Raw genomic sequence first — 19,522 nt, 5'->3', positions numbered from 1 at the left:
ACGGCATGCGTAGTGTCCCCCTCGCAACGATCACGTTAACGTTCATGTCGAGGCTGGAGCCGAGATGCGTCCAAGATTGCGTGCAATATCCCCCGTGGTTGTCCCCGGCATCGCGATAGCCCTCGCGCTGCTCGGCGGGCCCGCCGCCACCGCCTCGGATCAGGATGATCAGGGGCAGAACGGTCAGCACGGCTCGTCCGCGCGGACCGTGGAGGTCCGGGTGGGGACGTACAACGTGTGCGGGCACGGCTGCCTGCCCACCAAGGAGGAGTGCGAGCGCGTCATCGGGCGCGACTGCGCCACCAAGCTGCGGCCCTGGGCCGAGGGGCGGGCCGCGGACGTCGCGCAGGACATCGACGACGCCGGGCTCGGCGTCGTCGCCACGCAGGAGATCGGCAACAACGCGACGCCCACGCAGACCGGCGTCGACGTCGAGTCGTTCCGGGTGCCGCTGACCGCCGCGCTCAAGGAGCACGGCTACGCCGAGGCGCCCGCCGACTACGCCGGGACCCGGCACCCGGAGAAGGGCTACCCCCTCAAGTCCGGCGCCGGCCGCTTCACGTATTACGACGCCGAGCGCTACTCCCACCTCGACAAGCAGGGCCGCGAACTGCCCCACGACCTGCTCTGGCTGCCGGACTCCACCGAGATCTACGGCAAGACCATGACCTGGAACGTGCTGCGCGAGAAGAAGTCCGGCGCCCGCTTCGTCGTCGTCGACATGCACCTGGAGTTCCGCAAGAACGGCGCCACCGACCCCAACGGCTGGACCAAGAACTGGGACGAGGTCCGCTACGCCGACGCCAAGCGCACCGCCGAGGAGCTGACCCTCCGCAACAAGCACACCCGCAACCTGCCCGTCGTCTTCGCCGGCGACATGAACTCCGGCAACGACGCCGAGGGCGCGAGCGCCATCGACGCCTTCGGCGACCTCGGCTACGTCAGCTCCCACGACATCGCCGAGCGCCGCACCGGCGACGAGTACGCCTCGTTCAACGGCGGCAAGATCCCGCTGCCCCTCGGCGAGAAGATCGACCACCTCTTCGTCCGCAAGGGGACGAAGGTCAGCGAGTGGGTGCAGATCCCGCAGACCACCGCGACCGAGGGGCCGCAGGCCGAACTCCTGCGCTCCGACCACAACCTCTCCTACGCCACCGTCCGCCTCATGAAAGGAAACCGGTGACGACCGCACCACACCCCGATCCGCGCCTGCTCGACCCGAAGCTGGCGAAGTTCAACCCGCTGCGCCGCGTCCTCGCCCACGACGACTTCAACACCGGGACGCACGGCTGGATCGAGCTGATCGGCAACCACGACCAGCACGGTGACCTCGACACCGTCGACGCCCACATGTCGGACTTCCGGCCGCCACAGCTCAGCTCGTGCAACTTCTTCGACGTCGGCACGCACGGGGCCATGTCCGGCACGTACGCCCTGAAGGTCGCCACCCGCCCGGTCACCGGGCACACCGGCGTGGCGATCCGGCGGCTGACGATGTCCGGCCGCGGCCGGGTGCAGTTCGAGACGTACTTCGCGTACAAGGCGGAGGCCGCCTCGGCGGACAACGGCGCCGCCACCGCCGCCGGCGGCGGCACGTGGGACGCCAACAACCACCCGTCGGAACAGCAGTTCGGGGCCCTCACCGTCGCGACCGACATCTGCGACGGCGTGCGCTACCACAACGTGGTGCGGTACCAGAACACCGATCTGGACCACACCGTGCAGCACCGCTGGATGTACCCCACGGTCCCCGAGCCGACCCCCCGCGAGCACTTCGAGGGCAAGGTCAAGCTCCCCAGGACCGCGGACTTCACCGCCCCCGACCCCGCCGACTGGCAGCAGTTCGGCGAGCGGCAGGAACTCTGCTTCAACGAGGTCCCGACCAAGGTCAACTGGCACTACCTGCGCTGGGTCATCGACACCAGCACCCGCAGCAACGTCGAACTCCAGGTCAACGACGTCGTCCACGACATGCGGGACGTCCCCGTCCCGCCGTACGACGAGGAGTACGGGTCGCTGCAGAACCTGCTCAACTTCTACGTCTCCGTCCGCACCCACACCGACGTGCGGAACTTCCTGTACCTCGACTCCGTGCTGATCTCGGTGGACTGGTGAGTGCCATGACCATGCGACAGTCCTTCACCGCCGTCATCGAGCGCAACGCGACGCTGACGGGCGAGTTCGCCACCGAGCCGTACGAGGCCGCCTGGGCCCGCGAGGCCCGCTGGTTCGTCCGCGTCCTCGACTCCGCGGGCCGCGCCCCGCGGATGCTCGTCCGCACCCAGATATCCCCGGACGGCCTGCACTGGTGCGACCTCGACGCCGGCACGGAACAGTCCGTCGACCCCGCCGACGGCCCGCTGCACAGCTGGCCCGCGGAGGGCTTCGGCGGCTGGCTGCGGCTGCACGGCACGGTCGTCGACGAGACGGCGGCCGGGACATCCGAAGACCGCGACGGCGCACCCGCGTCCGTCAAGGTCCTGATCTACCTGGCACTGAAGTCATGACCTGGAGGTGGTGAGATGACCGGGACGGGCAGAACGGGTGGCCGGGGGAGGCCGCGGCGGCGGGACTTCCTCGCCATGGCCGGCCTGGGCGGCGCGGCGGTGCTGCTGTCCGGCTGCGGCGTCGGCAGCGCCGCGCCCCGCGGCGCGCTGCGCGCGGCGTTCGGGCAGCCGGTCACCGACCTGGACCCGTACAACGCCGCGACCGCGGTCGACGAGGCGTCGCTGATCGTCAAGCGGCTCGTCTTCGACACGCTCGTGCGGCGCGAGGGCGAGGAACTGGCGCCGGGGCTCGCGACCGACTGGCGGCGCGAGGGCGACACCAGGTGGGTCTTCACGCTCCGCCGCGGCGTCCGCTTCCACGACGGCAGCGAGGTCACGGCCGGCGACGTGGTCGCGTGCCTGAAGCACACGCAGCAGGTCGCGTCCGCGCAGACCCCGCTGTGGGCGACGGTCACGGGCGTGCAGGCGCCCGACGACCACACGGTGGTCTTCACCACCGACGGGCCCCTCGGCTCGCTCCCGGTCAACCTCACGCTCCTGTTCATCGTTCCGGCGCGGCTGGTCGCGGACCCGGAGCAGAAGCGGAGCCCGGTGGGCTCCGGTCCGTTCCGGGTCACCGACTTCACCCCGTCGACCTCCGTCGAGCTGGCGCGGTTCGACGACTACTGGGGCGGCCGGGCGGAGCTGCCGGCGGTCTCCATGCCGTACATCGCGGAGACCTCCACGGCGATCACCGCCCTGCGCAACGGCGACGTCGACCTGCTCTGGCCGGTGCCGCCGGACCAGCTGCCCGAGGTCACCGGGGTGTCCGGCGTCACCGTCGAGACGGTGCCCTCGTGGACGTACTACTTCAACTGGTTCAACTGCTCGCGCAAGCCGTTCGACAACCCCGACGTCCGCCGCGCGCTGTGCCAGGCCGTGAACGTGCCGCAGATCGTCGAGGCCCTCTTCGGCCGCGGCGGCAAGCAGATGCGCGCGCCGATACCCGAGACCGTGGCCGGCTTCGCGGCGCAGCAGCCCTGGTCGTACGACCCGGACGGCGCGCGCCGGCTGCTGGAGCAGGCCGGCCTCGGGCGGGGGTTCTCCACGTCGATGATGTGGTTCGACGCCACCGGCCCGCTGTCGCGGGAGCTGGCGCAGGCGCTGATCTCGGCGTGGGCCGACATCGGCGTCACCGTCGAGCCGCAGAGCATCGAGAAGGCGATGTGGCTGGAGCGGCTGAACACCCTCGACTGGGACATGAACCTCCAGACGAACACCGTGACCACCGGCGACGCCGCCTTCACCATCGGCCGCCTCTACACGTCCGAGGCGAACCGCCTCGGGTACGCCAACAAGGAACTCGACGCCGTCCTGGCCCGGGCCGCCGGCGCACCGGAGGGCGCGGAACGCGACGCGCTCTACGGCGACGCCTGCGGGACCATATGGTCGGACGCCGTCGGTCTCTTCCCCGTCACCCTCGTCACCGGGTACGGGCGCGCGAAGGAGCTGACAGGCTTCACTCCCGCCCCGAACAACCAGCCCGACCTCGCCGTGGTGGGGCGCCGATGAGACCGCGCCGGAGGATCCCATGAGCCCACGCCGCCGACCCACGCTGCGCGACATCGCCATGTCGCTCGACCTGTCGGTCAACACCGTCTCCCGGGCGCTGGCCGACAAGGACGCGGTCAGCCCCGAGACGCGCGAGCGCGTCAAGGAGGAGGCGGAACGCCTCGGTTACGTGCCCAACACCATGGCCCGCTCCCTCGTGCTGCGGAACGCCATGACCCTCGGGCTCGTCATCACCAACCCGGCCAACCCCTTCTACGCCCGCCTCATCTCCGCGATCGAGGAGCGCGGGCGCGAACGCGGCTACTCGCTGATGCTGATGGTCACCGAGGACTCCGCGGAGAACGAGCGCCGCGCCGCCGAGGAGCTGATGCGCTGGGGCGTCGACGGGGTGCTCGCCATACCCGTGCAGCACGGCGCCGAGCACTGGAACCGGCTGCGCAAGTCCGGTACGCCCGTGGTGCTGCTCAACCGGCACCTGCCGGAGCTGGACACCGACGTCGTCGGCGTCGACTACTACGCCGGTGCGCGGGCGGCGACCGAGCACGTGCTGGACAGCGGGGCGACCGAGCTGTACCTGGTCGAGGAGGACCTGGAGATCTCGCCGGTCTCGGAACGTATCCGGGGCTTCCGCGAGACGCTCGCGGCCCGCGGGGTCGCGGCTCCCGACGACGCGGTGGTGCGCGTGGATCCGGCGTCCGCGCCGGAGGGGGTGCCGGTCTCCGGGCCGTTCGACCCCGGGGTGGCGTACACCGTCGGCGCCGGCCTGGCGCGCCGGGCGGGGCCCGGCGCGGTGGTGCTGGCCGGCAACGACTACCACGCGCTGGGCCTGTACCGGGCGTTCAGCGAGCGGGGGCTGCGGGTCGGCACGGACATCGGCGTCGTCGGCCACGGCGACCACCCGTTCTCCGCGTACCTCGACCCCGCCCTGACCACGGTCCGCCTGCCCGCGCCCGACGTGGGCCGCGCCGGCGTCGACCGGCTGCTGGAGCGGGTGCAGGCCGGCCCGGAGGCCGTGGCGGAGGACACGGATCCGATCCGTACGCTGCTGGCCCCCGAACTCGTCGTACGCGCCTCCGCCGGACCACTCCGAAGAAGAGGTGAGCAGTGATGGGCGCGTTCCTGGCCAAACGCCTCGCGCAGGCCGTCGTCGTCGCCTTCGGCGCGCTGACGCTGGTGTTCCTCATCGTGCGCGTCGTCCCCGGCGACCCCGCCAAGCTGATCGTCGGCCCCGACGCCTCCGCCGAGCAACTGGAGAGCGTACGCGCCGACTTCGGCCTGGACGACCCGCTGTGGCGGCAGTACGTCGACCACCTCGCCGGCATCGTACGCGGCGACCTCGGCGACTCCTGGCGCCTGGGCGGCTCGGCCCTGAGCAACACCCTGGACCGCTTCCCCGCGACCCTGAGCCTGTCGCTCGCGGCGCTCGTGCTGACCGTCGCCGTGGGGATCCCGCTGGGCATGCTGTGCGCCCGCCGCCCCGGGAAGCTGCTCGACCTGGTGGTCTCCACCGGCTCCCTCGCCGGCCAGGCCATCCCGTCGTTCTGGCTCGGCATCGTCCTGATCCTGATCTTCGCCCGCCAGCTGGACTGGCTGCCCGCGACCGTCGACGGCTCACCCGCCGCGGTGCTGCTGCCCGCCGTCACGCTGTCGCTGCCGTTCATCGGCTGGCTCGCGCGGCTGGTGCGCAGCAGCGCGCTGGAGGAGGGCGGCAAGGACTACGCCCGTACGGCCCGCGCGAAGGGCGTGGGCGAGGGCACGATCCAGTACGTGCACGTGGGCCGCAACATCGCGATCCCGGTGGTGACCGTACTCGGCCTGCTGATGGGCAACTTCATCGCGAACGCGGTCATCATCGAGGTCGTCTTCTCCTGGCCTGGCATCGGCTCGCTGATGGTCGACGCGATCACCAACCGCGACTACGCGGTCGTCGAGGCCGCGATCCTCACGATCACCCTGGCGTACATCGTGCTGAACCTGCTCGTGGACGTCGTCTACTTCGTCATCGACCCCCGCCTCACCCCGGAGGACGCATGAGCGGCACGACCACGGCCGCACCCGCGCAGGCCGTCGACTCCCCGCGTACGGACACGTCCCGCGGCGACGCCGCGCGGCGGGTGCCGGTGCGCGTCTGGATAGGCGCCGGGGTGCTGGCGCTCTTCGTTCTCGCCGCCCTCGTCGGGCCGCTGCTGCACCCGTACGACCCGGTCGCGACAGACCTGCCGAACCGGCTGCTCTCCCCCGGGGAGCGCACCGACGGCGGCGACATCGCGTGGCTGGGCACCGACCAGATGGGCCGCGACCTGCTCGCCAACCTGCTGGCCGGCGCCCGGATCTCGCTGCTCGTCGCCGCCGCGACCATCCTGGTCGGCGGCGCGGTCGGCCTCGTCGTCGGGCTGGTCTCTGGCTACTTCGGCGGCTGGCCCGACACCATCGCCTCCCGCATCGGCGACATCCAGCTCGCCTTCCCCTCCATCCTGCTGGCGATCCTGCTGGCCGGCGTGCTCGGCCCGAGCGTCACCAACATCGTCATCACGCTGGCGATCACGAGGTGGGTCATCTTCGCCCGCGTCGCCCGCGCCTCGGCGATGGCGACGCGGAAGCTCGGCTTCGTCGACTCGGCGCGGGTGCTGGGGGCGGGACACGTACGCATCATGGTCCGCCACGTGCTGCCGTCCCTGTGGCAGCCGCTGCTGGTCGCGGCGACGGTGCAGGTGGGCCTCGTGATGGTCGCGGAGGCGTCGCTGAGCTTCCTCGGCCTCGGCGTGCCCGTCGACACGTCCTCGTGGGGCGCCACGGTCTCCGTGGGGCGCGACTACCTGGGTTCGGCGTGGTGGATCTCCACGATGCCGGCGGCGGCGCTCGCGCTGGTCGTCACCGCGGTGGGCGTGATCGGCGACGGCTTCCGTGACGCGTCGGACCCGCGGTCGCAGATATGAGCGCAGAGGAGAAGAAGATGCCTGCCACGACCGTGGAGACGCCCGCGGAGACGCCCGCGGCGGCCCGCCTGCGGGACGTACACATAGCCTTCGGCCCCCGGGAGGTCGTCCGCGGGGTCGACCTCGACCTCGTACCCGGCCGGGTCACCGCCCTGGTGGGGGAGTCGGGCAGCGGCAAGTCGCTGACGTCGCTGGCGCTGATGGGCCTGCTGCCGCCGGGCGCCGCGGTGAGCGCGGGGACGGTCGAGATCGACGGCCGGGACACCGCCGGGTTCACCGACGCGCAGTGGCGCGAACTGCGCGGCGCGCAGGTCGCGATGGTCTTCCAGGACCCGATGGCGGCGCTCAACCCGTCGTTCACCATCGGCTGGCAGATCGCCGAGACGCTGCGCCGCCGCGGCACGGGCCGCCGCGCGGCCCGGGAGCGGGCGGTGGAGCTGATGCGGACGGTCGGCATACCCGACGCGGAGGCCAAGTACGGCGCGTACCCGCACGAGTTCTCGGGCGGCATGCGGCAGCGGGCGGTCATCGCGATGGCGCTCACCCTGGACCCGGCGGTCCTGCTGGCCGACGAGCCGACGACCGCGCTCGACGTCACCGTGCAGGCGCAGATCCTGCGGCTGCTCGCGGCCCGGCAGACGGACGCGGGGATGGCGATGCTGCTCGTCTCGCACGACCTGGGCGTGGTGGCGCGCGTCGCGCAGGACGTGGCGGTGATGTACGCCGGCCGGATCGTGGAGACGGGCGCGCTGGACGACGTGTACACGGCACCGGCACACCCGTACACCCGCGGCCTGCTGGACGCGGTCCCGGACCCGGCGCGGCCGGGGCGGCTGGTCCCGATCGACGGCCAGCCGCCGGCACCGGGCGGCCTGCCGGCGGGCTGCGCGTTCGCCCCCCGCTGCCCGTACGCGACGGAGGTGTGCCGCACGGAGGACCCGCAACTCTCGGCCGTCGGGCAGGGCCACGGGGCGGCGTGCCACCACAGCGACAAGGTCCAGGCCCAGGCAACGGATGTGGAGGCCGCGTCATGAGTACGACCCGGACGAGCCCGGAAGCGCTGCTGCACATCCGGGACCTGCACGCCGGCTACACCGTCCCCGGCCGCTCCGGCCTCGGCCGCCGCCGCGTAGACGCGGTCGCGGGCGTCGACCTGACGGTACGGCCGGGACAGACGGTCTGCATCGTCGGCGAGTCCGGCTGCGGCAAGTCGACGCTGGCCCGCTCGGTGGTGGGCCTGCTGGAGCCCTTCGCCGGCTCGGTCTCCTTCGCGGGCCTGGACCTGGCGACGGCGGGCCGCCGGGAGCGCCGGCGGGTGGCGCACGACCTGCAGATGGTGTTCCAGGACCCGTACACGTCGCTGAACCCGCGGATGCGGGTGGCGGAGATCGTCGCGGAGGGCTGGCACATCCACCGGGACGTGGTGGCGCCCGCGGAGCACGCGACGGAGGTGGCGCGGCTCCTGACCCAGGTGGGCCTGGACGCCTCGTACGCGACCCGCCGCCTGCACGAACTCTCCGGCGGCCAGTGCCAGCGGGTGAGCATCGCGCGGGCGCTGGCGCTGCGGCCGAAGCTGATCGTCTGCGACGAGGCGGTCTCGGCGCTGGACGTCTCCGTACGCGCGCAGATCCTCAACCTGCTCGCGGACCTCCAGCGGGAGCTGGGGATCGCGTACCTCTTCATCTCCCACGACCTGGACGTGGTCCGGCACATCGCGGACGAGGTGGCGGTGATGTACCTGGGCACGATCGTCGAACGCGGCACCGCCGCCCAGGTCTTCGAGTCCCCCCAGCACCCCTACACCCAGGCCCTCCTCAAGGCGGCCCCCTCGGTCCACGACCGCCCGGGCGCCGCAAAGGACCTCCCCCTCACCGGCGAGGTCCCGTCCCCCTCCTCCCCGCCCACGGGCTGCCGCTTCCGCACCCGCTGCCCCCTGGCGACGGACATCTGCGAGTCGGAGGCCCCGGAACTGCGCGTACGGAACGGAGGCGACCACCCGGCGGCCTGCCACTTCGCGGGGTGAGGAGGCGGCGGGAGTGCCATGCTTGGCCCGACTCCCAACGGCGCGTACAGACAGGGGAAACGGTGGCGGCCTCTACCTCGGTGGTCAGAGTGGAGACTGTGGACCTCGACTCCGGCGGAGGTGGAGGCGGAGGCCGGCAGATCGGCAGGAGGAGCGGCACGACCGCACCGCTCGCCGACCGCGGGCCCGAGATCGAGGCGGCCATCGTGCAGGCGTCCGCCATCGCCCAGCAGTCACTGGCCCGGGTCCCGGCCCGGGACGGCTGGCGGGTGTCGACGATGGAGGTCAGCTTCGGCCTGACGCTGGCGGCCGAGGCGGGCGTGGTGCTCTCCAAGGCGTCCGCAGAAGCCTCCTTCGAGGTGACGCTGACGATCGAGCGGGTCGCGGAGACACCGTGACGGACGCCGGGTACTGGGTGGATCTGTACCAGGACCGGCGGCGGCTGGGCGCCGGCTTCCTGCTCACCCGGCGCTACGTGCTGACGGCCCTGCACTGCCTGCGCGGGCTGGCACCGGACGACGTCGACGTGGGGATCGTCCTGGCGGACGGCGAGCACCTGGACGGCCGGTTACGGTGTCGGGCCCCCGACGCCGACCTGGCCCTCATCGAGGTCGCCGCCCATCACCGGCTCTCCCCGCGCATCCCGAACGCCGGGCACGCGCTGCCCGGCTGGCATTGGCGGGGCCCGTACCGCCCGTCCGCGGCCGAGGCCGCGCTCAGCGGCACGATCGACCACCGGGCGGACGACTTCGCCTGCGAGGGCGGAGCGTCGATCGAGGCCCTGCAACTGTCCGTGGAACAGCTTCTCGGTGACTACTCCGGCTATTCGGGCGGCCCGGTGGAGGGCGCCGCGGACGGGGGCGATCCGGCGGTGGTGGGCATCCTGCTCGAACAGGCGCCGGACCGCGCCGACGGGAAGCGGGCGGGAAACGTCCTGTACGCGGCCACCATCGCCGAGGCGATAGCCCGCTTCGACCACCTCCAGGTCTCGCACCTCATCGACGTGCTGCGCCCGCGGGCGGACGCGTGGGAGGCGCCGGAGGCGGACGAGAGAAAGCCGCAGGAGAAGGCCGAGGCGTGGTTCCACCGGCTGGAGCAGTGGTCGGAGCAGGGGTACATGGACCCCGTACAGATCGCGGAACTCAGGTTCATGGTCGCCCAGCGCGCGATCAGCAGCGACTTCGGGGGCGGTGAGGAGGGGTGAACGACGCCTGGCGGACCGCGATCTCGCTGGCCGAGCGGGTGGCGGCGGGCGAGCCCGAGACCTCCGCCTTCGAGGAGGCCCTGCGTGAACTGAGCGGCGGACCCGACCTGTTGCGCGGCCCCACCGCGGGCAGGGACTTCGCGTACCTCACCGGCCTCTGCGACTCCCTCGGACGGCCCGACCTGTCGGGTGAGCTGGTGCGGACGCTGGAAAGCACGCTGCCCGGGCGCGGGCCCTCCGTGGTGGACGGCACGTTGTTCGAGCAGGTGGCCCTCGCGGTGGCGAGCCGGGGAGCGCCGGCCAGAGCAGCGGCGCTGACCCGCGACCCCCACTACACGTCGGTGGTCACCACCCACCTCGCGGAGGCCCGCAAAGCGGCGACTTCGGCGGTCCTCGCGCTGCTTGCGGACGACGCGGTGGAAGCCACCGCGCTCGCGGACCTGGCGCGAGTGACCCTCCTGTCGGCGACCGGACCCGAGGAGGACCGCCTGGACGTGGAGCTGTCAGCGGTGTCGGTCCTCGCCGAGGCGGCCGGCCGCGCCGGTCGGAACGAGGAAACCGAGTCGCTGCTCGACGACCTCGAAAGCCTCGCCCGGCGCGTGGCGGACCTGCGCGGCGAGGACCACCCGAGGTCCTGCTCCGCGCTGGTGGCGCTCGCGTCGGCCGAGTTCGGCGCGGCCGTGTCCGCCGCCGACGGCGACCGGATGGAGCGGGCGGTCGACGTCCTCGCCCTGGCGGCCCAGAAGACCGCGGCCGTCCTCGGCGCGCCCCATCCCCAGGCGCTCGCCGCGCTGCGCGCGTTCGCGGGTGCGGAGTACGAGGCCGCCGCGCTGCTCGGGCCGGAGGAGCGCCGCGCCGCGGCCCGCGCCCTGGTGGAGTCGGCGGCGGCGCGCTCAAAGACCCCGCGGCCCCCGCGGCCTGCGCGCCCCTCCGCCCGGAGCAGGCGCGCCGCGGGCACCTTCCGCTTCTCGGTGCTCGGACCGGTCGGCGCCCGGCGCGGGGAGGAGATGCTGCGGACCGGCTCGCCGCAGCAACGTGCGCTGCTCGCCGTGCTGCTGCTGCTGCGGAACGGCCACTCCGCGACCCGCGGGGAACTGATCGACGGCATCTGGGGCGCGAACCCCCCGGAGTCGGCGGCGAAGACCCTGGCCACGTACGCCTGGCGACTGCGGAAGACCCTCGGCGACGACACCCTCGTCCACGAGGCCGGTGGATACGCCCTCCGCATCCGGGACTCGGACCTCGACCTCACCATCGCGCAGAGTCTGGTTTCGGACGCCGAGGCCGCCGTCGCCGACGGCAACGCGGAGGGCGGCAGGGAACTGTACGTGGCCGCCCTGGCCATGTTCAGCGGCACACCGCTCCGCGGCGTGCCAGGCCCCTTCGCGGAACGGCACCGGGACGTGCTCTCACGGTGGCGGCAGACCCTGCTGGAGCGACGGGTTGAACTCGACCTCGCCACGGGCCGCCACGACGAGGCTGTAGCGGACCTGACCGCCCTCACCCCCACGGGCCCCCTCAGTGACCGGCTGCGTGAGCTGCTGGTCCTGGCCCGGCACCGCAGCCGGCCGGAGCGGTGAGCTGTCACTGCGTAGCGTGCCGGCGTGAGCACACAAAGTGGAACGCCCAGATGTACATCTGGTACATTGGTTGCATGAGTGAGCCCATCGTCGAATCCATGGCCGAAGTGCGGGCCCATCTGGCCGACAGCATCGACCGTGCGCGCCGAGAAGCCACCCCGACCATCATCACCCGGCGGGGCAAGGCCGAGGCCGTGATTCTCGACCTGGACGAGTACCAGCGCCTCACGAAACTTGAGGAGAGCGTCGAGGACGCCTGGCTCTCCCGGCTTGCCGCGGATTCCCTGGCCGAGGGGCGCGAGCCGGCCGTCACCCTGGAAGACCTCGCCGCTGAGATCCTGGGCGAGGCCGGCCAGGCATGACCGACGGTGTCCACAGCACGAAATTCACCTCCGCCGCCCAGCGGCAGATGCGGGCCGTGCCGCTCCGCGAGGCGCGCAGGATCCTCATCCGCCTCGGGGAGTTCCAGCGCGCCATGGACAAGGGCGACACCTCGGCCTTCGACATCAGGCCGCTGACCGGCCACGAGGGCATGTCCCGGCTGCGCGTCGGGGACTACCGGGTGGTGTACACGGTCGACAACGGTGAACTCGTCATCTGGGTCGTCGCCGTCGGAGACCGCCGCGACGTGTACCGCGCTCTGTAGCTCACCGGCGGTGTCTTGCGGGCGGGGTGCGGCCCGGTCAGTCGATCTGGTCGCAGACGTCGATCAGCTTCTTCTCGCCGAACCACGTTACGGTTCGCTGGCCGGCCGCGTCGAACGCGAAGGTGTACACGCCGTCGATCACGTACTCGCCGCGCGGCAGGTTCCCCTGCCCCTCCTCGAAGCCGACGAGGAACGGCCCGACGGCGTAGTAGGTGTAGGCGCCGTCCTGGGCGTAGCGCGCCACCGACCGGCCGCTCGCGTCCTCGTCGTACGAGGCGCCCGTTTCGAGGTTGGTGACGCGGACGGTCAGCGCACCCTTGAACAGCTCCGTCTTCGGGGAGCCGTCAGGGTACGTGGCGACGGTCTTGACCATGACCTCGTTGTGCACGGGCTCCGTGCGGAAGGCGAAGTCGCAGCGCTCGCCTGCCGGGTAGTCGACCGGCTCGTACGTGACCGGGCGCCAACCCCTGTCGCCGTCGCCCTCGTCGCCGGAGGTCGCCGCGGAGGCCGCCGCGGGGGCGGCGGCGAGGGTGGCGGTGAGGCAGAGGGCTGCGGCTGTGGCTGCTGCGTAACGGCGCATGGGTGGACTCCTTCGGTTCGCCTGGTGTGCCTGCGTCCGAGCCTGGTCCCGCCGGCTCACCATCCGCTCACCACAACCGGCGTACGCTGCCCTCGTGTTGGAGTTCCGCCTGCTCGGCCCCTTCGAGGCGGTACGCGACGGCGCCCCCGTCTCCTTCAGCCGGCGGCGCCAGGAGCGGCTGCTGCTCGCGGTGCTGCTCCTCGCGCCCGGGCGCACCGTCGCCGCCGGGCGGCTGGCGGAGTTGCTGTGGGAGCCGGACGACGGGGACCGGGACGGACGCCGCGGCACCCTGCACACCTACGTCAGCCGGCTGCGGGGGGCGCTCCGGCCGTACGGGGTGCGCATCGCCACCCGCGGCGACGGCTACGCCGCCGAGCCGGGCGGGTGGCGGACGGACGCCGCCGAGTTCGCCGACCGGGCCCGCGCCGCCGCCGCGTTGCGCGACCCCGCCGAGCGGCTGCGCCGTACCGAGGAGGCCCTGGCCCTGTGGCGCGGCGAACTCCTCGACGGCCTCGCGGACGGCGAACTCCGCGACCGCCTCGGCGGCGAACTCGCCGAGCAGCGCCTCGCCGCCCAGGAACAGCGCGCCGAGGACCGGCTCCGCACCGGCCGCGACGGACTGCACGACGACGGCGCCCCCCTCGCCGCCGAACTCCGGCCCCTGGTCGCCCGCCACCCCCTGCGCGAGCGGCTCGTCGCGGCGCTGATGACCGCCCTGTACCGCGCCGGCCGGCAGGCCGAGGCCCTCGACGTCTACCGCACCACCCGCCTCGCCCTCGCCGCCGAACTCGGCGTCGCCCCCGGCCCCGCCCTGCGGGACGTGCACGCGAAGGTGCTCAGCGCCGACCCGTCGCTCGACGAACCGCCGCTGCCCGCGTACGCCGTGCAGGTCCGCGACGTACGCCTGCCGCTGCACACCAGCGGCCAGCCCGCCCTGGAGTTCTGCAACACGTGGGCCGGCTGGGACGGCGCCCGCGAGACCGGCGCGGAGTGGCTGACCGGCTACCGGGCGCTGGCGGTGTGGGCCGGGCACCTCGGCCTGCTGGAGGACTGGCTGGTCACCCAGCTCCTCAAACAGGCCGAACAGCAGCCCGCCGCCGCCCTCGACGCGCTGGCGGAGGCCCGCGAACTGCGTACCGCGATGCACGCCTGCTTCGTCGCCCCGGCGGACCGGCGCGCCTTCAAGCAGGTCGCGCGCGCCGCGGAAGCGGCCGCCCGGGTGGCGGAGTTCCACCTCGACGAGGACGGCCTCGGCCGCTGGCGGCTCCCCGCCGCGACGGGCCTGCGGCTCCCGGTCCTCGCGGTGGCCCGCAGCGCCGCCGACCTCCTCGCCGACCCGCACCGCCTCACCGTCACCGCATGCCCGTCACCGGACTGCGGCTGGCTGTTCCTCGACGCCCCGGGCCGCCGCCGCTGGTGCTCCCTGGGCACCTGCGCGGCGCGGGACGGCGCGGGCTGTACGGGGTGACGGGCACACCGATGCCCGGCGCTCCGGCCTGTCGCCCTTTCCGGGCGTTCGGCGGAGGAAGGTATGTTCCAGGTACGAAGTGTCTGTCGCGCCGGGTATCCACGGGCACGCACCAGAGCCACTTCGCAAGGCACTCTCTTACCACCAAGGGATCGGGAATGATCACGCTCACCAAAGATGACGACCCGGCGGACCTGGCCGGTGTCACCCACCTGTCGATAGGGGTCTCGTGGGACCCCACGGTCGGGAGCAGCGGAGGGCTCATCGGCAAGCTGCGGCAGACGAAGGGCACCGACCTCGACCTGATCGCCATCGCCATGGCGGGAGCGGACCCGGTCCGGCTGGCCGGGCTCGACTCGCTGGACCCGCTCGGCAACGGTGCGCTGGTGCACAGCGGCGACAACCAGACGGGGAAGGGCGACGGGGACGACGAGGTCGTGACCGTCGAGTTCTCCCGGGTCCCGGCCCAGATCACCGCCATCGTGTTCGTCGCCGCCGCGTACAAGAAGGGCAGCAGCTTCCAGAAGGCGCGGAACATCAGTTTCAAGGTGTACGACGCGTCGGGGGGCAGCACGCAGCAGGTCGCCGACATCTGGCCGAGCCTGCTCTCCGCGGACAACGGCTGCGCCGTGGCGAAGGCGACCCGCAACGGCGCGAACTGGACACTGCAGGTGATCAACGAGAACGGGAAGATCAAGCAGGGCGACGAGCGCGCGCTCATGCGCTTCGCCGCAGGCAAGTAACCGGTCGGCAGCCCCGAGGAGCGAACGTCCAGGACGCCGCCCCCTGGGCGAACGCCGTACCGGCACCCCCACCCCCGGGTCCACGGACCCGGGGGTTGTGCTTCGGTGCGCCCGCCCGCGCGCTCCGGCAATCGGGGTAACCGCCGCCGGCCCCGCTCGCCGTGATCAATAACCTGCCGCCCTGGCGTGAGTCCCGCGCCCCGTCGGCAAGAGAGAGCGAGTCCCCCCGGTGAAACTCCCCACGCAGTGCACGGCCTGGCTCGCCGCGGCGGCCGCACTCCTGGCGGTGGCCGGCACCGCGCCCGCCGGTGCGGACGAGGTGTGGCAGCAGGTCGGGGGCGACGCCCGCAGCGGAGTCAGCGGCGCCGCGTACGAGGCCGGCACGGCGACCGGAGCCGAGGCCGGGGTCCTGGTGGTGCACGACAACAAGGGGCCCGGGCAGCGCCGCCTGTCGCGGATCACCCAGGGGGAGGGGTCCGCCACGGCCACCCCGATGACCTGGGACGGGCCGGAGCCCGTCGACCTGGAGGCCATCGAGGCCGTCCCCGGCGCGCCGGGGGAGTACCTGGCGCTCGCCAGCCGCGGCATCGTCTACCGCCTGACGGTCGCCGCCGCCACCGCCACGGTCGTCGACTACGCGCCGCTGCCGGCCATCGGCGAGGGCGACGACTTCGAGAGCTTCGCGCTCGTCGAGCAGCACGGGCGGCTCGCGGCCCTGTGGGCGGACCGCGGCGCCGGCCCGGAGCGCCCGGCCACGCTGTACGCGGCGCCCCTGACGTTCGCCCCGTGGGGGCAGCCGCAGTTCGGCGCGGTGACGCACCGGCCCTACCGGTCGACGTATCCGGTCGACGACGGCACCCGGCACATCTCCGACATCTCGGTGACCGCCTCCGGGCGGATCCTCGCGGGTTCGGCGTCGGACGCGGGAGACGACGGCCCGTTCGACTCCGCGGTGAGCGACGCGGGCCGGGTGACGGTGGCGCAGAACGGCCGCGTACGCATCACGCTCGCACCGTCCCCGCGGGTCCTCGGTACGTTCCCGGGCTACAAGATCGAGGCCGTGGAGTGCCGGCCCGGCTCGGCCGACGCCTTCCTGGGCACGGACGACGAGAACGCCGGCGGATACGTACGCGCCATGCCACTCTGCGAATCCTGACCGGTCAGCCGACGCAGCCGGGGACCGGGGCGGGGGAACCCGCATCGCCGTTGGTGGCGATACCGCCGCCGAACTCCCGGGCGTGGTTCGACTCGACGGTGCTGTGGTTGAGGGTGAGGGTGCCGTAATTGTTGAACAGGCCGGCGCCGCTGCCCAGGGACCCGCCGCGGACGGTGATGCGGTCGAGGGCGAGCCGCCCGCCCACCTCCACTTCGAGCACCCGGAAGTCCGGCGTGCCCTCGGCCGTGCTGCGGGCGAGCACGGCACCGGCCGGCCCGTGTGAGCGGATGGCCGCCGCACGGCCGACGACTGGTCGGGCTACCCGGCCCCGGGCGCACCCGAGGAGGGCCGGAGCTGTTCCAGCATTCCCTGCGCGTCCCAGTTGAGCCACGTCTCGGTGATCATCCGCTCGCGGAACCGGAACGTGACCTGGCCGGTCACCTCGAAGGTCCTGCCACTGGGCGGAAAGCCCCGGTACTCGCCGACGTGGCGCCCGCGGACCGTGAACCGGGCGGCGACCAGATCACCTTCGGCGATCAGACTGTCCGCGGTGTGCCGGAGCTCGAAGGCCGCGAGCAACTCCCGGTAGACCCGCCGGGCTTCGTCGCGGCCAACCGGGTCCTGCGGCATGGCCGGGTCGTGTTCCAGATAGTCCCCGGTGCACAACTCGTCGTAGGCGGCCACGCGGTCCCGGTCCTCCGTCTCCTCCAGGAACCGGCGTGCCAGGGTCTTGCGGAACGACATGACGCCTCCGCGGAGAGCGGTGAGCAGACGGACGACCTCACATTAGGCCGACCGCCCCGAGACCCGCCGCCTCCGCCGCCCCGGTTCACGCGACAGGGTGCACCGTCAGCGCGGCAGCGGGGCAGGATCCCAGATCGCTTCGAAGTCGGCGCAGACGATATGGAGAGTGCCCAGAGTGAACCGCAGTTCGTGACTGCATCCCTGCTCGTGGGGGAGGACCTCGTCGAGCCGGAGGCTGTTGAAGTCCGTCAGCTCGAACGGTCCGCCGTCGTCCGCGGCCACGCTCGCCTCGGTCACGCCCGAGTAGCGCAACGTGAGGCCGTGCTCGTCTTCACCCCGGCAGCACAGCAAGCGCAGATCGAACGCGGACGGCGTGGGTGATGTCGGCGGAAGGGCAGTCAGCTTGAGGTCCTTCACGCAGCGCTCGGCGTAGAAGTCGTAGTGACCGGGATCGGAGGCGTGGGCTCGCGCGCCGGCAGGAAGGTCCTCTGCGATGTGCGGCAGAGCCGCAAGGTAGGCGCTCGGGTCGTGCCAGAAGACCCCTCGGTCCCTCTGCTCCACAACGACGTATCGCATGCGCTCCCGCCACGGTCGGCCCATCTGTTGCCGAAGAAGACTACGTGCGGGGTGGCGGGGGCCGGGTGTGGGGTTTCGGCGGGGGATTCGGTGGGGGTTATGGGAAGTCGCTCAGCCAGAACACCAGCGTCGCCGCCCCCAGGAACAGCACCTGGAAGGTGAGCAGGCCCCAGCGTCGGCCGAAGCCGAGCGTCAGCACCCAGAACGCGATGATGCCCGCTCCGACCTGGGCGGCGTCGACCCGCGCCGACTCCGACATGTCGGTGGATCCGGGCAGCCACGGCTTCGACCAGCTGATGGTGAACAGCATCCAGGCGATGACGACCATGTCCAGGAACACCACGGTGGCCACCAGGACCACCCGCTCCGCGGTGGACGGCTTGCCCCGCCTCGCGGTCGCGAGGGGGTGCAAGGACGGAGCGGTATCCACAGCGGGCCTCCGTGAGCCGGATTCGGCGGACTTGACCCGAGTGTGCAGCGGTGCCGTCGGCACGGCATGAGTACGGCTACTCAATGCGGGCCGCTTTCCACACCGGCAACCCGGTCTGAGAGTACGCGGCGAGGGGACCTCCTCCGTCCCTGGTTCCTCCCGCATCGCACTATCAACCATGAAAGGAGTGAATGACTCATTTTGGTTCTGTCGTGCTGCGGCCGCTCCCCGCACTCTCGAAGCAGATGGCAGCCGAGGCGGCTGGCCACACCGGTGTCTCGGGAGCTGCCATGGCGTACGTTCCGATATTCAAGGGCAAACTCGGCGAGTTCACCGCACTCGGCCACATGGCACCGGAGGTCCAGGAGATGGTGCGGCCTGTCATGGAGGTCGTGCCGGACAGAGAGGTGCGGGACATTCTGGAAACGTTCCGCCAGAACGCTTGGGAACACCTTCCCGCAGGCCTCGACCTCGCTGTGGACTGCGGTGCACTCTGGCGGCACGGGCCGGTGGGAGGGGTCTGGCGCGGTCCCCCGCTGAGCTGGCTGAGTGAGTCGTTCGGCGCCTGGCTGCTCACCTTGTTACCGGTCTTCCGGCCGGACGATCCGAAGTGCGCGCTCGCCGAGGTACGGGATGTCCAGCGCGCGCACAGGGGCGGTGCGGTGATGCGCCTCTGCCTGGATTGGATGCCTGGCGACCCGGTGCTGGCCGACCGGCTGACAGCAGAAACCTTGAGTGGTCTGTCTCTGGCGGCCGAGGAGATCGACCTGCTCTTGGACGCGGGCCATGTCTCCTGCGACACCGCAGTGGCCGAAGCCGTACCTCGGATGCTGTACGCCCTGCGCTGGGCGAGCCGGACGTCCTGGCGTTCCGTGACCGTGGCGTCCGGCGCATTTCCCCCGACACTCCGCGGACTTCCCCGCGAGCGCCTGCACCCTTTCCGTCGGTGGGACGCCGCACTCTGGCGGAAGGTCGCCCACGCCTTCCGCGGCCAGGCGCCTGACTTCGGGGACTACGGGATTACTCACACCGCGATGAGCGTCGCACCGGGACGACGTGCGGCGCCCAACCTTCGCTACACCGTGGGCGAGGACTGGGCAGTGTCGATCTCGCACAACCACCACCCGGGGAACGACGGCTTCTTCGCCCTCTGTGAGGATCTTTTGCACTCCGGCCTCTGGCCCGTTCACGGAGAGTCGGTCTCCTGGGGAGATGAACAACTCGCCGTCTGCGCACGAAGGCTTCGCCGGAAGGCGGGCCGTCCGGCCGACTGGCGTGCCTGGGCAACCTCGCATCACCTGGCGGTCGTCACGGATTCCCTGCGCACGTTGGGCGTGCCGTAGCCGCGTCTTCGCCAACTCACTGCAGCCGCATGACG

23 protein-coding genes are annotated in these 19,522 nt (G+C 72.2%); 18 read left to right on the top strand and 5 right to left on the bottom strand.

From position 1 onward, the window contains the following. Positions 1-94: 94 nt before the first annotated feature. The 14 genes from LG396_RS24140 (at position 95) to LG396_RS24075 (ending at position 12,447) form a co-directional block, all read left to right on the top strand. Positions 95-1,183 (top strand): exonuclease/endonuclease/phosphatase family protein, encoded by a 1,089-nt coding sequence (locus tag LG396_RS24140; protein WP_225796354.1) that lies wholly within the window; start codon positions 95-97, stop codon positions 1,181-1,183. After that, positions 1,180-2,115: a DUF6772 family protein gene (locus LG396_RS24135; RefSeq protein ID WP_018840544.1), complete on the top strand. Its 936-nt coding sequence runs from the start codon at positions 1,180-1,182 to the stop codon at positions 2,113-2,115. Before LG396_RS24140 ends, LG396_RS24135 begins: the two co-directional genes overlap by 4 nt. Positions 2,116-2,120: 5 nt before the next feature. Continuing rightward, a complete protein-coding gene (locus LG396_RS24130; RefSeq protein ID WP_018840543.1) occupies positions 2,121-2,507 on the top strand; it encodes a hypothetical protein in 387 nt (128 codons plus the stop codon). Positions 2,508-2,522: 15 nt separating this feature from the next. Next, positions 2,523-4,058 (top strand): ABC transporter substrate-binding protein, encoded by a 1,536-nt coding sequence (locus LG396_RS24125; protein WP_225796353.1) that lies wholly within the window; start codon positions 2,523-2,525, stop codon positions 4,056-4,058. A 19-nt stretch (positions 4,059-4,077) separates the two neighbouring features. Further along, positions 4,078-5,166: a LacI family DNA-binding transcriptional regulator gene (locus LG396_RS24120; RefSeq protein ID WP_018840541.1), complete on the top strand. Its 1,089-nt coding sequence runs from the start codon at positions 4,078-4,080 to the stop codon at positions 5,164-5,166. Beyond that, a complete protein-coding gene (locus LG396_RS24115) occupies positions 5,166-6,092 on the top strand; it encodes an ABC transporter permease (RefSeq protein WP_018840540.1) in 927 nt (308 codons plus the stop codon). Before LG396_RS24120 ends, LG396_RS24115 begins: the two co-directional genes overlap by 1 nt. Continuing rightward, positions 6,089-6,994: an ABC transporter permease gene (locus tag LG396_RS24110; protein WP_018843226.1), complete on the top strand. Its 906-nt coding sequence runs from the start codon at positions 6,089-6,091 to the stop codon at positions 6,992-6,994. Before LG396_RS24115 ends, LG396_RS24110 begins: the two co-directional genes overlap by 4 nt. A 17-nt stretch (positions 6,995-7,011) precedes the next feature. Further along, the gene (locus tag LG396_RS24105; RefSeq protein WP_225796352.1) at positions 7,012-8,028 is read left to right on the top strand and encodes an ABC transporter ATP-binding protein; all 1,017 of its coding nucleotides are present in this window, start codon (positions 7,012-7,014) and stop codon (positions 8,026-8,028) included. Beyond that, a complete protein-coding gene (locus tag LG396_RS24100; RefSeq protein WP_018840537.1) occupies positions 8,025-9,017 on the top strand; it encodes an ABC transporter ATP-binding protein in 993 nt (330 codons plus the stop codon). The genes LG396_RS24105 and LG396_RS24100 overlap by 4 nt, the downstream gene beginning before the upstream one ends. Positions 9,018-9,106: 89 nt before the next feature. Next, complete coding sequence (locus tag LG396_RS39795) at positions 9,107-9,415, top strand: CU044_2847 family protein (protein ID WP_308190122.1); 309 nt, start codon at positions 9,107-9,109, stop codon at positions 9,413-9,415. Beyond that, positions 9,412-10,221 (top strand): S1 family serine peptidase, encoded by an 810-nt coding sequence (locus LG396_RS24090; RefSeq protein WP_225796351.1) that lies wholly within the window; start codon positions 9,412-9,414, stop codon positions 10,219-10,221. The genes LG396_RS39795 and LG396_RS24090 overlap by 4 nt, the downstream gene beginning before the upstream one ends. Next, positions 10,218-11,801: an AfsR/SARP family transcriptional regulator gene (locus LG396_RS39790; RefSeq protein ID WP_225796350.1), complete on the top strand. Its 1,584-nt coding sequence runs from the start codon at positions 10,218-10,220 to the stop codon at positions 11,799-11,801. The genes LG396_RS24090 and LG396_RS39790 overlap by 4 nt, the downstream gene beginning before the upstream one ends. Before the next feature lie 74 nt (positions 11,802-11,875). Beyond that, positions 11,876-12,163 (top strand): type II toxin-antitoxin system Phd/YefM family antitoxin, encoded by a 288-nt coding sequence (locus LG396_RS24080; RefSeq protein ID WP_225796349.1) that lies wholly within the window; start codon positions 11,876-11,878, stop codon positions 12,161-12,163. Then, complete coding sequence (locus tag LG396_RS24075; protein ID WP_225796348.1) at positions 12,160-12,447, top strand: type II toxin-antitoxin system RelE family toxin; 288 nt, start codon at positions 12,160-12,162, stop codon at positions 12,445-12,447. Before LG396_RS24080 ends, LG396_RS24075 begins: the two co-directional genes overlap by 4 nt. Positions 12,448-12,484: 37 nt before the next feature. Here LG396_RS24075 and LG396_RS24070 read toward each other — a convergent pair whose 3' ends face one another. Beyond that, the gene (locus tag LG396_RS24070; protein WP_225796347.1) at positions 12,485-13,027 is read right to left on the bottom strand and encodes a hypothetical protein; all 543 of its coding nucleotides are present in this window, start codon (positions 13,025-13,027) and stop codon (positions 12,485-12,487) included. Positions 13,028-13,124: 97 nt separating this feature from the next. On the opposite strand from LG396_RS24070, the gene LG396_RS24065 reads away from it, so the two are divergent. The 3 genes from LG396_RS24065 to LG396_RS24055 all read left to right on the top strand — a co-directional run bounded on the left by LG396_RS24065 (position 13,125) and on the right by LG396_RS24055 (position 16,394). Further along, positions 13,125-14,495: a BTAD domain-containing putative transcriptional regulator gene (locus tag LG396_RS24065; RefSeq protein ID WP_225796373.1), complete on the top strand. Its 1,371-nt coding sequence runs from the start codon at positions 13,125-13,127 to the stop codon at positions 14,493-14,495. A 158-nt stretch (positions 14,496-14,653) separates the two neighbouring features. After that, entirely contained in the window at positions 14,654-15,238 is a 585-nt protein-coding gene (locus LG396_RS24060; RefSeq protein WP_027744029.1) for a TerD family protein, read from the top strand. 229 nt (positions 15,239-15,467) lie between these two features. Next, positions 15,468-16,394, top strand: coding sequence for a hypothetical protein (locus LG396_RS24055; protein WP_225796346.1), 927 nt, complete (start codon positions 15,468-15,470; stop codon positions 16,392-16,394). Between the two features lie 4 nt (positions 16,395-16,398). On the opposite strand, the gene LG396_RS24050 is transcribed toward LG396_RS24055, so the two are convergent. The 4 genes from LG396_RS24050 to LG396_RS24035 all read right to left on the bottom strand — a co-directional run bounded on the left by LG396_RS24050 (position 16,399) and on the right by LG396_RS24035 (position 18,126). Continuing rightward, on the bottom strand, positions 16,399-16,656 hold the full coding sequence (locus LG396_RS24050) for a hypothetical protein (protein ID WP_225796345.1): 258 nt from the start codon (positions 16,654-16,656) through the stop codon (positions 16,399-16,401). 56 nt (positions 16,657-16,712) lie between these two features. After that, complete coding sequence (locus tag LG396_RS24045) at positions 16,713-17,138, bottom strand: ester cyclase (protein WP_225796344.1); 426 nt, start codon at positions 17,136-17,138, stop codon at positions 16,713-16,715. Between the two features lie 105 nt (positions 17,139-17,243). Further along, positions 17,244-17,714, bottom strand: a complete 471-nt coding sequence (locus LG396_RS24040; RefSeq protein WP_225796343.1) for a hypothetical protein — start codon at positions 17,712-17,714, stop codon at positions 17,244-17,246. A gap of 97 nt (positions 17,715-17,811) precedes the next feature. Beyond that, positions 17,812-18,126 carry a hypothetical protein gene (locus tag LG396_RS24035; RefSeq protein WP_225796342.1) on the bottom strand — a complete coding sequence of 105 codons (315 nt, stop codon included), beginning with the start codon at positions 18,124-18,126 and terminating at the stop codon, positions 17,812-17,814. Positions 18,127-18,389: 263 nt separating this feature from the next. Between LG396_RS24035 and LG396_RS24030 the strand changes: the two genes are divergently transcribed. Further along, the gene (locus LG396_RS24030; protein ID WP_225796341.1) at positions 18,390-19,487 is read left to right on the top strand and encodes a beta family protein; all 1,098 of its coding nucleotides are present in this window, start codon (positions 18,390-18,392) and stop codon (positions 19,485-19,487) included. Positions 19,488-19,522 lie beyond the last annotated feature (35 nt).

Source organism: Streptomyces aculeolatus, assembly GCF_020400605.1.
In the GTDB taxonomy this organism is placed as follows: Bacteria; Actinomycetota; Actinomycetes; order Streptomycetales; family Streptomycetaceae; genus Streptomyces; species Streptomyces aculeolatus.
The sequence above is the reverse complement of the archived record's forward strand: the minus strand, read 5'-3'. Positions and strand labels throughout refer to the sequence as shown.